The sequence below is a fragment of the Pseudomonas psychrophila HA-4 genome, assembly GCF_000282975.1.
In the GTDB taxonomy this organism is placed as follows: Bacteria; Pseudomonadota; Gammaproteobacteria; order Pseudomonadales; family Pseudomonadaceae; genus Aquipseudomonas; species Aquipseudomonas psychrophila_A.
Map to the genome: position 1 here is coordinate 21,358 of NZ_ALJC01000121.1, position 13,276 is coordinate 34,633.

12 protein-coding genes and 1 pseudogene are annotated in these 13,276 nt (G+C 54.2%); 6 read left to right on the forward strand and 7 right to left on the reverse strand.

Annotated features, from left to right (window positions below; translation table 11 throughout):
- Positions 1 to 11: 11 nt before the first annotated feature.
- The gene (locus tag B347_RS0121090; RefSeq protein WP_019411684.1) at positions 12 to 539 is read right to left on the reverse strand and encodes a MepB family protein; all 528 of its coding nucleotides are present in this window, start codon (positions 537 to 539) and stop codon (positions 12 to 14) included.
- Between the two features lie 29 nt (positions 540 to 568).
- The gene (locus B347_RS0121095) at positions 569 to 979 is read right to left on the reverse strand and encodes a hypothetical protein (RefSeq protein WP_019411685.1); all 411 of its coding nucleotides are present in this window, start codon (positions 977 to 979) and stop codon (positions 569 to 571) included.
- Between the two features lie 76 nt (positions 980 to 1,055).
- On the opposite strand from B347_RS0121095, the gene B347_RS0121100 reads away from it, so the two are divergent.
- A complete protein-coding gene (locus tag B347_RS0121100; protein WP_019411686.1) occupies positions 1,056 to 1,418 on the forward strand; it encodes a MerR family transcriptional regulator in 363 nt (120 codons plus the stop codon).
- Between the two features lie 357 nt (positions 1,419 to 1,775).
- Here the strand turns inward: B347_RS0121100 and B347_RS0121105 are convergent, their stop codons facing one another.
- Positions 1,776 to 3,869 carry a TonB-dependent receptor family protein gene (locus tag B347_RS0121105; RefSeq protein WP_019411687.1) on the reverse strand — a complete coding sequence of 698 codons (2,094 nt, stop codon included), beginning with the start codon at positions 3,867 to 3,869 and terminating at the stop codon, positions 1,776 to 1,778.
- A 506-nt stretch (positions 3,870 to 4,375) separates the two neighbouring features.
- Here B347_RS0121105 and B347_RS0121110 point away from each other — a divergent pair.
- The 5 genes from B347_RS0121110 (at position 4,376) to B347_RS0121130 (ending at position 8,764) form a co-directional block, all read left to right on the forward strand.
- A complete protein-coding gene (locus B347_RS0121110) occupies positions 4,376 to 5,179 on the forward strand; it encodes an energy transducer TonB (protein ID WP_019411688.1) in 804 nt (267 codons plus the stop codon).
- 91 nt (positions 5,180 to 5,270) lie between these two features.
- Positions 5,271 to 5,990 (forward strand): MotA/TolQ/ExbB proton channel family protein, encoded by a 720-nt coding sequence (locus B347_RS0121115; protein WP_019411689.1) that lies wholly within the window; start codon positions 5,271 to 5,273, stop codon positions 5,988 to 5,990.
- 1 nt (position 5,991) lies between these two features.
- A complete protein-coding gene (locus tag B347_RS0121120) occupies positions 5,992 to 6,393 on the forward strand; it encodes an ExbD/TolR family protein (RefSeq protein WP_019411690.1) in 402 nt (133 codons plus the stop codon).
- Between the two features lie 74 nt (positions 6,394 to 6,467).
- The gene (locus B347_RS0121125) at positions 6,468 to 7,655 is read left to right on the forward strand and encodes an acyl-CoA dehydrogenase family protein (RefSeq protein WP_019411691.1); all 1,188 of its coding nucleotides are present in this window, start codon (positions 6,468 to 6,470) and stop codon (positions 7,653 to 7,655) included.
- Between the two features lie 8 nt (positions 7,656 to 7,663).
- On the forward strand, positions 7,664 to 8,764 hold the full coding sequence (locus B347_RS0121130) for a sigma-54 interaction domain-containing protein (RefSeq protein WP_019411692.1): 1,101 nt from the start codon (positions 7,664 to 7,666) through the stop codon (positions 8,762 to 8,764).
- Between the two features lie 168 nt (positions 8,765 to 8,932).
- On the opposite strand, the gene B347_RS0121135 is transcribed toward B347_RS0121130, so the two are convergent.
- From B347_RS0121135 to B347_RS0121150, 4 genes and pseudogenes are all read right to left on the reverse strand, one after another.
- Positions 8,933 to 9,415 carry a hypothetical protein gene (locus B347_RS0121135; protein ID WP_019411693.1) on the reverse strand — a complete coding sequence of 161 codons (483 nt, stop codon included), beginning with the start codon at positions 9,413 to 9,415 and terminating at the stop codon, positions 8,933 to 8,935.
- 104 nt (positions 9,416 to 9,519) lie between these two features.
- Positions 9,520 to 10,341, reverse strand: a complete 822-nt coding sequence (locus B347_RS0121140) for a tetratricopeptide repeat protein (protein ID WP_019411694.1) — start codon at positions 10,339 to 10,341, stop codon at positions 9,520 to 9,522.
- 56 nt (positions 10,342 to 10,397) lie between these two features.
- Complete coding sequence (locus tag B347_RS0121145; RefSeq protein ID WP_019411695.1) at positions 10,398 to 12,644, reverse strand: phospholipase D-like domain-containing protein; 2,247 nt, start codon at positions 12,642 to 12,644, stop codon at positions 10,398 to 10,400.
- A pseudogene (locus tag B347_RS0121150) lies at positions 12,641 to 13,276 on the reverse strand (hypothetical protein); the annotation flags it as partial. The pseudogene B347_RS0121150 and the gene B347_RS0121145, both read right to left, overlap by 4 nt.

The window sequence follows — 13,276 nt, forward strand, 5'->3', positions numbered from 1 at the left end:
CTCTAGGGGGATTAGACGCGAAACAGTCGGCGTATCTGTTCAGTACTCGCGTCCTCACCCAACGCTACGAAGTGCTGAACCTGCCACTGCTGGGTTTTAATCGCCTGCTTCGCCACAGGTTTGACCCAGGGCGGGTACACGCGCATTGCGCACTTCCCTCCCGTGCCGTTAAGTGACATCACACCTTGGGCGATGAGTGTTTGCTGATCAAATACAAACTGCCCGTGGTGCGATGCATCAGACACGCTGACCACGACAAAGGCAATTGCGTCTGTACTATCAAGCGCTGCGGGGGCGCTGCCCGCAGTGCGCTTCCAGAGTGTGACGAACTGCCCGAGCTTGATTGGCGTGATTTTAGCTACACGAAACACGACCTGCTGCCCATCCAACTCCAGACGCGCAGCACCATACTCGGCACTCTCGGCTTCGCGTTGCGCGCGCCCCGTCAACTGCAAGCCCGCAGGCAGATAGACGTCCTGGATAGCCGCTATCAACGGTGGCGGCAGGTCGATTTTAGTCAAATGGTCGTTCAACGGCACAGCCCCCGGCCCCTCAAATCAAGCCCCCATCATGCCGTATCACAACGGGATCGCACAGGCAGTACCTGCGCAATGCCAAACACCACCTCCATCGCCGTAAACAGCAGAATCAGGTAACTCGCGCCCTGGCTCACTGCATACACCTGCCAGACCGCAAACAGCACTCTGGCACCAACATCGTAGTAACCCACCTGCCGGCTGGCATGTCGTACACGCCATAACGACCACACCACCACGACGCTGCCCAGCAAGTTGGCCAGCATCATCTGGGTCGCATCCATGGCCGGGAAACCGCGTTCAAGCCCCAGTTGGACAGATACTGCGCTCAGCACACTGAGCACCAGCGCCGCCGTCCAAGGAGTCATAAAGCCGGCTGTTACGATTAAGTCATACCAAGCGCTGGCCCGGACAATTTTAAGGTTGGTGGTTGAGTCGATCATTGCCTTCCCTCACTATCAAAAAAGCCAGCCTAAACCTTGGACCTAGGTCCAGAGTCAACACACATGAGAGAACACAATGAAGATCGGGCAAGTCGCCAAGCTGACCGGTACAAGTCCGGATGCCTTGCGCTTTTACGAAGAGAAAGGGTTGATTGACTCAACCCGCAGCGCCAATGGTTATCGCTGCTACGCACCCGAGACGGTGCAGTTGGTGGGGTATATCAAGACGGCGCAGCAACTGGGCTTTTCATTGGCCGAAATAGGCGAAAACCTGCCCATGCTGTGGTCTTCGACACAGGAGCCGCAAGCGTTGCTGGTGCAGATATTTACTCAGAAGCTGCAAATTCTAGATCAACGCATCGCGCAGATGCAGCAACTGCGCAGTGCTTTGGCAGAGCGGGCAATGCAGGTATGCCCGCTACTGAATGAAGGTCGCTGATCAACCCGGCGGAATAGTCGCCAAAATACCGATACCGATGGTCAGTACTAAAAAACCACCTAAAAACCATGCCATCTTGCCCATAACAATACCCCGTCAAACATTCGTAATAAAACAGGTGCAGAACATCGGCTGACAACACGCGAGTGATGTTTGAGCCTCGCGTTCTTGTCTGTCTCGAAAGGTTGGAAAGCATTTTGCACCTCGATCTGTACTCATAACAGACGCAGATAAAGCGAAAAAATACGGATCAGTTGCCCTATCAGGCTCTGAGTTGCCATCCATGGCACTGAGCAGATGAGGCGTTAGACGCGCAGCACGATGTGCTGGAGAGTGACGATCAGGGCAACTGAGCCGCTAGAAGTGGAATGACACGCCGGTGGTGACGGTGAGTGGGTCACCGGGGTAGAAGTTGGCCGAGTCTTTGCCTTTGGCGTCATACGCGGTGTTGGTTGCCGTCGCGTAGCGCTGGTTGGTCAAGTTACGTGCGTCGACAAACACCTCCCATTTTTTACTGGGCGCTTCGTAGCCCACTTTGGCCCCCCACAGGGTGTACGACGGCGCACTCAAGGTATTGGCAAAGTCGACGTAATAGCTTGTAGCAGCGCGTGCATTGATTTGCGCGTAAAAACCACCCGACTGCCGATATTGCAGTTCAGCCTGATACACCTGACGTGGCAGGCCAGGCAGTTGGTTGTCCCCGAATGTCGAGTCGTTGCGGTAGTGGAAGTCGTTCAAGGTATAAGCCTGACGCAACGACACGGTGTCACCATTGGCGCCTTCCCAAAGCAATGCATTGAGTCCGGCTTCTATCCCTTGGTGAATCGTCGGGCTGCCATTGGACGTGGCGACGACTTGGTCCTGCGTCGCTGTCGCCTGGCTGACAACAACAGACAGCAGTTCTTTTTGCACCCACGAGCGATAGACCGTGAAGCTGCCGTCGAAAATGCCGTACCCACCTCGGATACCAAGCTCCACGGTGTTGGCTTTTTGCGGTTTAACATCACGAATGTAAGGCACGCTGGTGCTGCCCAGTTGCCAGGTCACGGGCGGATCAATGGAGCGGCTTACGTTACCAAACAGTTCAAAGTCCGGGGTTAACTGATAGCGCAATCCCAGGCGCGGCGCGATATCGGTTTCGGTGTACTCGACACCACTGGGGAACTGGCTGGTGTTGACCATCGTGGTGTATTCAATTTGTGCTTTGCGTTTCACATTGATTAACGACACGCCACTGGACAACCAAGTGCGATCCCCCAGTTGCAGTTCGTTACCCAACGAAAAGACGGTGTCACGCGAGCCGGTGTAGTCAGTTTTTTGCACCGTGGCACCCGTGCTTCTTCTGTGCGCTGTCACGTCAGCCAAGTACGCCTGGGTAGTACTGAACGTTACGCTGCTGTCACTGGGCAGGCCGAGAAATGTATCGCCGGTGCGCAAATAGCGCAGGGTCACGTTAAGGTCTGTGGAGCGCCAGTCACCGGGTGTCGCCGAATAACGCCAACCATTGATCAAGGGGTAGTTGTTGTAGCCCAACCCCACTTCCAGCTTGGCGTTGTCGTCAAAGGTGTAAGTGGTTTTACTACCGATCAGGGTCGAGCCGTTCTTTTTTCGCCCGAAGGGAACATTGTTACTGGTAGGGTCATGCTTGAGTTGGTACTTGGTCAGTGTATTGCCCTGCGTCAGGGTTTCTTCGCGATAACGCAGGAAGAACCGCGTCTCAAGCTTGGGGCTGAACACGTAACCAAAATTGGCGACCAAGCCCTGCCCTTTGTTGGACGTGTCGTCTTGATAACCATCGCGCTGGTTGTGCAACACACTGACGTAGTAATCAGCATCGCCGACCACGCCACCGGTGCTCAGTTGCTCCTTTTGATACCCGTAACTGCCGGCTTCAAAACGTGCGTAATTACCGGGATCGGTGCGACCGGTCTTGCTCACAAAATTGATCGCGCCCCCCAACGACAGTGCTGAATAGCGGTAAGCGTTGGCACCATAAAGCACTTCCGTGTGATCCACCGACGCCATGTCGAGCATGTCTTCCTGCGTGCCTCCCGGACCTGTCAGCGGCAGGCCGTCATACAAAAACTTAATCCCCAGCACATAGCCTTGGTAGAAGGTATTGAGACCCGAACCACGGATCGAAATTTTGTTAGCGCTGGAACCGCTAGTCGCCTGTGCAAAAACACCAGGTTGCAGTGCCAGCACGTCCTCGGCATTGGCGGCACGGCCGCGCTCAATGTCGCGGTTGTCGACCACGGCGGTATTACCCGCCACTTTCTTTAGTTCCTTCTGGGCCTTTTGCGCCTCGCTGGCTTCGGCTCCCGTCACCACCACGGTGGCCAGCGTTGGATCTTTAGCCTCTGCGGCAACAGCGGTGGCTTGAACCACCATCAGAAGAATCCCCATGCTGGAGGCTGTCGCCAGTGGGCGTCTGTCTAATGTGTTCCACATCAATTAATGCTCCTGCCGATAAGTGGGTGGAGCATCTATTCGTATAGTCGCGCTCTCATACTCACTTTTGCAGGGTTCATGCCAGCAAAATAACAGCTGAATACTGGCTTTTAACAGCAAACATATTGTGTGTATCGAACAGTTTGTTAAGGGGCTGTTTGTATTTAAACAGCCGAACTAAGTTTAATTTTACTTATAACAATTTGATTAATGCATATGCATTAATGTCACCCACCCATCATCAAGACGCGCGAGATAGAGCTGATATAAACAGCATCAATCGTTCACTGTTGCTCCAGCAACAGCGGTTAGGCAAAGCGTTGTCTCCGCCACAATTTTACGTTTAATAAATAACCAAACAGCCCAGTTTTTAGGGGCTCTTAATAGTTGGTATGGCTCTTGCTCTAACTTTCTGGCGTGCCTGTTTTCTTCGGCAAGTAGATGAAACCAGTGGAGCGTATTGATCACGAATACGGCTCTCTTTTGCTAAAAGCCAGGAGTTATTAATGGCCAATGTCCAAACTGCCAGCGCGCTGGATGTACTCTGGCGTCAGGGCCCCGGCGGCGAGTTGCTTGATCTTGGACGCACTTTTCGCGGCCCACTGTCATTGTCACGCCTACAGAGTACGCCCAAGCGCATCCTGAGCCGCCGTGAAGCGGTATTGCTGGGGGTTTTCGCACTGGCGTTACACGGTGTGGTGATTTACTGGATCAGTCAGAACCCGACGCTTGTGCTACCAATAGTGCCGCCGGAAGTTCCACCGATGACCATCGAGTTTTCCCAGCCGGCACCGCCTGTGGTCCAGCCTCCGCCACCCGAGCCCATTGTTGCGCCTGTGGTCGAACCGCCGCCGCCCGTGGAAGACGAGCTGGCCGTAAAACCGCCACCCAAACCGATCCCAAAGCCAAAACCCAAACCGGTGGTCAAGCCTGTTCCGAAACCTGTGGTTAAACCTGTTGAGCAACCGCCAGCACCACCACAGCCGGTTGCCACACCTGCACCTGCTGCGCCACCCGCGCCTGCACCGATAACCCCAGCGTCTGCCAACGCTGGTTACTTGCACAACCCGGCACCTGAATACCCATCACTCGCCATGCGCAGGGGCTGGGAAGGCACCGTGCTGCTGAGGGTACATGTACTAGCCAGCGGCAAACCTGGAGAAATCCAGATTCAGAAAAGCAGCGGTCGCGACCAACTCGACAGCGCCGCCAAAGATGCCGTTAAACGCTGGAGTTTTGTGCCGGCCAAACAAGGCAACGACCCGATTGATGGCTGGGTCAGCGTACCCATCGACTTCAAAATTAAATAAGCCGACACCCCCTTAGTTGCACCGCGGGCTACCTGACAAAAGGCGCATCGCTCTAACCGTTTTTGATGCCCTAATTTAGAGAGCCTGAACCATGAACCTTATTGCATCCCCCTTCGAATCCATTGAACACGCCGTCATCTGGCTGTTGATTATTTTCTCGGTCGCCACGTGGGGCCTGTTCCTGCTGAAAGGCGTGCAGTTCAGTCGACTGAAAAGCCAGGACCGGCGCTTTCTCAAGCAGTTCTGGGCCGCGACCAGCCTCGACTCCGCCGCCGAACTGGCCAACGCCGCCCCCGGGGCTGCTGCGCGCGTAGCGCAGTCTGGTTATGCCGCGATTCAAGTCACCGAAGCGCCGCAAGCCACAGACCTGGCCCACACCATCAACCATCAAGACCGACTTGAGCGCTCCTTGCGCCAGCAAATCGTGCGTGAGCGTCGCTCGCTCGAAACCGGTTTGGCCATCCTCGCCAGTATCGGCAGCACCTCGCCCTTCATCGGCCTGTTTGGCACAGTGTGGGGCATCATGTCGGCCTTAAAAGGCATCAGTGCAGCGGGTTCAGCCAGCCTTGAAACAGTCGCAGGCCCGATTGGCGCCGCGCTGGTTGCAACCGGTGTCGGGATCGCCGTCGCGGTGCCAGCGGTACTGGTTTACAACTACTTCTTGCGCCGTCTGAAATTGACCGCCGCTGACCTTGATGACTTCGCCCACGACTTCTACAGCCTGGCCCAAAAGAGTGCCTTCCGGGTTCACCTGCACCCGGTGCTTAACAAGTCAGCCGCCCCTGCGGCAAAAGTAAAGGAGGCGTCTTGAGATGGCCTTTTCAACCCAAGACAGCGATGAAGTGCTGAGTGAAATTAACGTCACGCCACTGGTGGACGTGATGCTGGTGCTGCTGGTGGTGTTTATCGTCACCGCGCCCCTGCTGACCAACGCCATCCCGATCAACCTGCCCAAGACTGAGTCGGTCGCCCCCGTGGAGCAAAAAGATCCGCTGGTGGTGAGCATCGACGACAAGGGCAAAGTGTTCATCAACAAAGATGAAGTTGAGCCGGGCCTACTGGAGTTCAACCTGCAAGCCGCCAAGGCCAAAGACCCCGAAGTGCGTGTGCAATTGCAGGCGGACAACGGGGTGAACTACGGCGAAGTCGCACGGGCTATGGCCTCGATTGAACGGGCGGGTATCACCAAACTGTCGGTTATCACCGCCAAATGAAGTGAACAGCCGACGACTGGCAACCCCTCCCGACATGACGTTGGGGGAGCGACATTCAAATGAGGTGAACATACGTGACTGTCACAGTACTAAATGCCAGGAAGGCGCCGCTGGACATTGCCCGAGAGCTGGCAGTCGAGTTCGCCCTAACCGCCGTTGAGCGTGACGCCAAAGGCGGTACGCCCAAGCATGAACGTAATCTGTTACGCGACAGCGGTCTGTTGGCCATGAGCATTCCAGGCCAGTTTGACGGCCTGAATGCCACGTGGTCCGAGACCTTCGAAGTGGTGCGCGAGTTTGCCCGGGTCGACAGTTCAATCGCCCATGTCTTTGGCTTTCATCACCTGATGCTGGCCACAGTGCGTCTATTCGCTAAACCGTCGCAATGGCAGACGTGGTTCAAACTCACGGCCAACAAAAACTGGTTTTGGGGCAACACCCTCAACCCGCTGGACACCCGTACCGTGGTCAAGGACCACGATGGTTGGCGCGAATTTTCCGGCAAGAAAAGCTTCTGCTCAGGCGCCAGCGATTCAGAAATGCTGATTGCCTCTGCTATCGACGAAAGCGCCGGTGGCAAGCTGCTGATTGCTGCGATTCCTAGCGCCCGTTCCGGCATAACCTTGCACAACGACTGGCACAACATGGGCCAGCGTCAAACTGACAGCGGCAGCGTGACCTTTCAACGTGTTCGCGTAGAAGAGTCGGACCTGCTGCTGGATCCCGGCCCCTTGAGCACGCCTTTTGCCTGCCTGCGTCCGCTGATTGCCCAGCTGCATTTTGCCAATATCTTTCTCGGGATTGCCGAAGGTGCCTTTGCAGAAGCGCGCCGCTACACCCTGGAAGAAACCCGGCCCTGGTTCAAATCCAAGGCCACGCATAACACACAAGACCCGTACATCCTGGGCCACTACGGCGACTTCTGGGTGGCCCTGCAAAGCACTCGCTTGCTCGTTGAGCGTGCAGGCGTGGTGTTGGATACCGCATGGGCCAAAGGTTCTGCGTTGACCCGCGAGGAGCGCGGCGAAGTGGCCATCGCCATCGCCACCGCCAAAGTCGCCGCCAGCCGCAACGGCCTGGAGCTGTGTAGCAAGGTCTTCGATGTCACGGGCGCACGCGCGACGCAAACCTGTGTGGCACTCGACAGGCACTGGCGCAATTTGCGCACGCAGAGCCTGCATGACCCTCTGGATTACAAGCTCCAGGAACTGGGCGATTGGGCACTCAACGGCGCGTCCCCCATCCCGACATTCTATTCATAGGGACCGACATGCAACTTCTAACCCTACCGCCCTCTCCCGCCCTGGCCACCTCGATCCGGGCGACTGCGCAAGTCTTTGAAGACCCAAAATCCAAAGCCTTGCTCCAACACTTGCAACAAATAGCTCCCAGTGATGCCAGCGTGCTGATTATTGGTGAGACGGGTACCGGCAAAGAACTGATCGCGCGCCACATCCATAACCTCAGCGCGCGCAAAAACCAGCCATTCCTGGCGGTTAACTGCGGCGCGTTTTCAGAGTCGCTGGTGGAGTCCGAACTCTTCGGCCATGAAAAAGGCGCTTTCACCGGTGCCTTGGGCGCCAAGGCTGGATGGTTCGAAGAGGCGAATGGAGGGACGTTGTTCCTTGATGAAATCGGCGATCTGCCCATGCCAATCCAAGTCAAATTACTGCGGGTTCTGCAAGAGCGCGAAGTGGTGCGTCTGGGGTCACGAAAAAGCATTCCCATCAACGTACGAGTGCTGGCAGCGACCAATGTGCAACTGGAAAAAGCCATCAACGCAGGGCACTTTCGCGAAGATCTGTTCTACCGCTTAAGTGTGGTCAACCTCGAACTCACCCCCCTGCGCGAACGGCCTGGCGACATCCTGCCGTTGACGCGTTACTTCATCGACACCTACAGCCGACGACTGGGTTACGGCGACGTGGTATTGAGCCCCGAAGCGAAACAAAAACTCGCCGACTCCACTTGGCCGGGTAACATCCGCGAACTTGAAAATGTCATCCACCACACCCTGCTCATCTGCCGTGACGGCGTGATCCAGAGTGATGACCTGCGCATGTCCAACCTGCGCATTGCTCGCCAGGACAACCTCCCCAACAGCGATCAAAGCGCCGAAGAATTACTGGAGCATGCGTTTCAGCAGTTGTTCGAAAGCCAGTCCGACAACCTGCATGAAAACGTCGAACGTAGCCTGTTGCGGGCGGCCTATCGCTTCTGCCACCACAACCAGGTACACACCGCCAAACTGCTGGGGCTGAGCCGTAACGTGACCCGCACCTTGCTGATTAACCTGGGGGAATTAAAAGTCAACAAACGCAGCGCGTTGGAGCCCAAGCAAGAAGAGCGCGTGTTGCATTTGTCGATTTGAAGCGACATACGCCCCAAGCGCGTTGGAGCTGGAGCAGGCTGCGATTTATTAGGTTTTCAAAGACTGCAGCCTGCGCCAACTTCCACGGCTAGTCATCGAGCACATAACCTCGACGACGACTAAGGGAGTCTGGGGCGGTTTCAACAACATGGCATCAACACAGATGCTCTACGCGTCTGACTGAGTTGAAGCATCAGGTTTGGTATCCAGCACAGCGGTAGTGGTATCCGTAATGCTTTTAGCCTGTGTTCTTTGACGTTTCATGTATTTAAAACCGTCATAGGCAAAGAAAACGCAGGTATTAGCAATAGTTGTAGTGCCTAAAATCAACAGGAATATGCGCTCAAAATCCACTGCGGGCACGTTGTAAGGCGACCCGGTGATGCTGAGCGCAATAGTAAACATGTACACTTTTGCGGCATATAACACGGCGTACAAAACCCCAAGAATTAAAGAGCAGCCAAGAGAAGAGGCCCAATTCTGACGAATAGACCTGAGCTGCTTTTGGTTGTGCCCCACAAGCGCAATCGGCACAAACACAGTCAATGCCGAGACTACTGCAATACCCAATAACGTCGACCCAGGAAGAAACAAATTTGCTATTACGGCCATTACTGCATAGATCACATAAAACAAAAAATTAGTCTGCATGGAGCTCTCTCATAGTGTTACGACTATAAACGCTCAGGGATTACCCTAGTTAAGTTCATACTCAAGTCGGAAAATTGATTAATAAAGCAATAGTGTTTTTCATACTAATGATCAGGCTTCCAATCGGGCCTGTCTGCGTCATAGCCTTGGGTGGGATGGGGAGGAAGTGGGTGGTCCTTCATGAGTGCGGGGAAGCGTAAATCGGGGTCTATTAATAGTTGTTGGTAAAAGTCGTTGTATAGTCGGCTCAGGGAGTCTTCAGGGGTATACCACAGAGCCATATGTGGAGGCGTGCTTTTAACAAAGATTTCTTTCATCGTAAACGCGGCACCTTCATGCCCTTGAGAAAGGGCAAGCTGATAATACTGCAGTGCAATCGGGAAGTTTTTATCAACTATCCGGTAATAAGCGGCAAGTTCATAATTGGCTTGGCCATAACCCTGTTCTGCCGCACAGCGAATATATTGCAACCCAAGCTCTTCTTTTTTCCCAACATAAATATAGAGTTTACCTAACTGCGTGAGCGCCGGTGGATTGCCCATGCGCGCAGCCTTATCCAAAAAAGTGAGGCCATCCGTTGCCGGATTAGTAATACCCGCGCTGTTACCTATCATGGCTCCCATATTGTAAAAACCTTGAGGAATATTAAGATCAATCATGCGCTGATAAAGATCAATAGTTCTTTTAGTATCTTTTTCGACACCGCCTGGCCAACCCGTGCGGTAAAGCGCAGCAAGGTTATGCATAGCCTTCCAGTGGTTACGTTCAATTGCTTTTTCATACAACTCAACAATATGGTACCAAGGCCTTAAGGTATCTGGCTTAGCTAGCTTTACTGCTTCTCGATAAAATGCGTCGGCAACAGAATCAAGTACTGGAAAATATTTTTTTTCATGCACGCATATAAATTTTCGAGTTTCAGCCATCAGAGAGGCTCCAAAAAACAATAAGAGGAAAATACAACCACACCTAAAGATAAAAATTAATCTACCGTAAGGTTAGGACTATAGGGTGTGACAACATCCCAAAAACGAAGTAAATGGCACATCAAGGACTCACCTGAAACTTGTGCTCGCCAGTTATTGTCCATCTGTTCATTCCAGTGTTTGTAATTCTCAATAGTTGAAGCTTTAACCTCTCCAACATGCATCCCCCGCAGCTTCTCCCTCAGCGATTTCGCCAATTCCGGATTTGGCTGCGCAATGCCCAGCTCTAAATCACTGTGCATGCTGCGGATGTTGATATTGGCGGAGCTAAGTAATGTGTAAACGTCATCCACCAGCAGCAGTTTTGAGTGGACATAAATGTGCTTGTAGCGGGCTTTTAATCTAGGCGCGTTGAGTATGGCTTCGGCCTCTGGGGACAGGCGTATAGGTGGCGGGCTTCCAGGCGCTGGGTCACTGGTGGAGAGGGTTGCAATGACGACTTTCAGGCCGGGAATATCGTTACGGTGGTAGGGTTTATCATCATTTTCGTCGATGTACTCAGCCAATCCTGGGATGTAATCCGGTTGTATGCCGCGCATGCGTTCTTCAACGTGAGTGGTTATACCTTGGTCGCGCAGGGCCTGAATTTTAGCGTTTAGCCGCTCAATGCTTTTAAGCCGATTGAGGCTCGCGAACGGTGATGAATACGCGCCACTGTGATTGTTCAGTTCATCGAGTTGCGCGTGATATTCGCTCAAACTTTCGGACAAGTCGCGCTGCACTTGCGGCATCAACTGTTCTTGCCCCAGTGCTTGAAGCATCTCGTAGGTGGTAACAGACGCTGTTTTTGAGTCTGGGGTGTTGGTGACGACAAACAGGTGCAGGTCGCCCGGCACGCCGCGGGCTTTTCGAGTTTTGGCAATGTCACCCAAGCGTTTGGCAAAGTCCGGATAACGGAAATATTGATTTTCCATGTACACGTAGTCGGTGGCGTTGCCGATGGCTTTGAGGTAGTGCTCCAAAATCGAGGTTTCTTTGTCTTGCGGTTGGGTGCGGCAGACCTGTGCCACGCTGTGGGCACCGCGTGTTGCAACATTAGGAACGGGCAGTGTGTTGCGCTCGACTTGCAGCGATTCGTAACCAAACCAGCGGTTGTACCAAGGCTTTTCCAGGTCCCAGGCTTGAGAGAAGTTTTGGCTCAGGTCGGTGAGTACCGGACCATTGACCTTCATCGAGATGTCTTGCCAAGGGCCAAAACCCAAGTCGCGGCCAGCACTGCGGTCGTCAAACAAATGGGCGTCGGTGTCCCAATAGTTACGATGCAAGTTGTGACCCATGACAAAGCCGATAGCCTGCGGTGTGCCGTAGTCGACCAAGACCATTTTTTGATGATGACTGGCGAACAGGGTCAATAGCGCCATCTGGCCAACGCCTAAATCGGTAATGCCCTCGGCGGCCAGCAAATCGTAGAGAAAGTCGAGACGGCCACGGACGATTCGGCGTTGATCGCCCGCCATCACGTGTTTGGCCTTGCCATCGAAGTCGCGAGTCCTGAATTCAACGTTGACCATACGGGCGCTGTTGACGTCTTTAAACCAGTCGCGAGTATAAATCTGGCCCCAGGGATCTTGTTGTGTGCCGCCTGAGCCCGAAAGTTTGTTGTAACCCTGGGCACTCTCGGCCTGTTTTGAGAGACGCTCGATTTCGGCGTTTTCAGCCTCAAGTGCGAGCAGGCGATTATTGGCTTTTGCGACGAATACGGGATCGTAGCTGCGTGAGTTTATTTTCTGGTAATGCTGTGCTTCGAGTAAGTCCTGACGCAATCCACGCATGTCTATGCGGTTTTGAGTACGCCGTTGATCCAGCAGAAGTATCTGGTTTTCAGCCGCATCGCCCTTGAGTATTCCTGACCCCATCGCCGTGCCTCCTGAGCCGCCGAGCCCCGCGCCGGGCAAGGTATTTTCGACAAAGTTGGCAATCAGGTTTCGCCACACCAGCACGCGTACCTTGACCCCTTGCTTGCCTTTGGCTGCCAGTAATTCGCCGACCCGCAACCCCTCGGGGCGCTTGAGGCGCATGGCCGGGTCAAAGCCCCAGGTGATCACGTCGACACTGTGCTGGGCGTTGTCAATCGCGTCATTCACAGCGCCAAATGCAGCTTGACCATTCACCAAAGGCTCGACCGTGACACCTGCGCGGGGCGGATAAAACGATTTATTGGCAAACCAGTCCAGGGTCAGGTTGAGCGTGCCAGTAAAGCGTGGATCAAAGGTGATCGTCTCTGGGCTGTAAAGGTCTTTCATGCGATAGATTCCTCAGCATTTGAGCCGGGTTTTGAGGCTTGCGCTCGATGATCGAGAGGCGAGGCATTAGGTTTGTGCACAAGTGAATGGGCTTCGTAGGCGCGGTGACCTTGTTGTGCCAAATGCTCATGGGCCGCTGAATCAACTGAGGAGTTCTCGCTTTGCAAGCTGAAAACATGGCCATTGGCGAGTTCGACGGTGTACGTCACGCAGTTGGGAACGGGGACAAAAACAATTAACCCGTCAGGTCCGGCCAATCCTTCCTGGACCTGTACGGCCTCGGCCAACAATCGATAAGGCTCATTTTCATAACCGGGAACGTTGGGTAAAGGGCGGACATTGATGCTCAAACGCGGCGTTTTTTCGGTGTGCACCAGCCTTTTTTCTAGGCTGGCTCTCTCCAAGGTCTTGGGCTGGGTTAACACGCCTGAGCTGGTTAATTCGCTAAGCCCGTTGGGGACTAAAGGCAACGCCGCCGTCCCCGGTATCGGCACGCCGCCGAGCAAGATCGGTGAGCTGACGTAGATCCCGGCCGCACTCACAAGCAGGTATTGGCCGCCGGCCATCAGCGAGATACAGGCCCCGGCAGACAACACCACATGGGCGCCGGCCTTGACCGTGACTTCCATGCC

Bases quoted from the DNA above. Each gene is read 5' to 3' on its own strand.
- B347_RS0121140 (WP_019411694.1), bottom strand. From the start codon at position 10,341: ATGGCTGAAACTCGAAAATTTATATGCGTGCATGAAAAAAAATATTTT.
- B347_RS0121145 (WP_019411695.1), bottom strand. From the start codon at position 12,644: ATGAAAGACCTTTACAGCCCAGAGACGATCACCTTTGATCCACGCTTT.
- B347_RS0121100 (WP_019411686.1), top strand. From the start codon at position 1,056: ATGAAGATCGGGCAAGTCGCCAAGCTGACCGGTACAAGTCCGGATGCC.
- B347_RS0121095 (WP_019411685.1), bottom strand. From the start codon at position 979: ATGATCGACTCAACCACCAACCTTAAAATTGTCCGGGCCAGCGCTTGG.
- B347_RS0121135 (WP_019411693.1), bottom strand. From the start codon at position 9,415: ATGCAGACTAATTTTTTGTTTTATGTGATCTATGCAGTAATGGCCGTA.
- B347_RS0121130 (WP_019411692.1), top strand. From the start codon at position 7,664: ATGCAACTTCTAACCCTACCGCCCTCTCCCGCCCTGGCCACCTCGATC.
- B347_RS0121120 (WP_019411690.1), top strand. From the start codon at position 5,992: ATGGCCTTTTCAACCCAAGACAGCGATGAAGTGCTGAGTGAAATTAAC.
- B347_RS0121105 (WP_019411687.1), bottom strand. From the start codon at position 3,869: ATGTGGAACACATTAGACAGACGCCCACTGGCGACAGCCTCCAGCATG.
- B347_RS0121115 (WP_019411689.1), top strand. From the start codon at position 5,271: ATGAACCTTATTGCATCCCCCTTCGAATCCATTGAACACGCCGTCATC.
- B347_RS0121110 (WP_019411688.1), top strand. From the start codon at position 4,376: ATGGCCAATGTCCAAACTGCCAGCGCGCTGGATGTACTCTGGCGTCAG.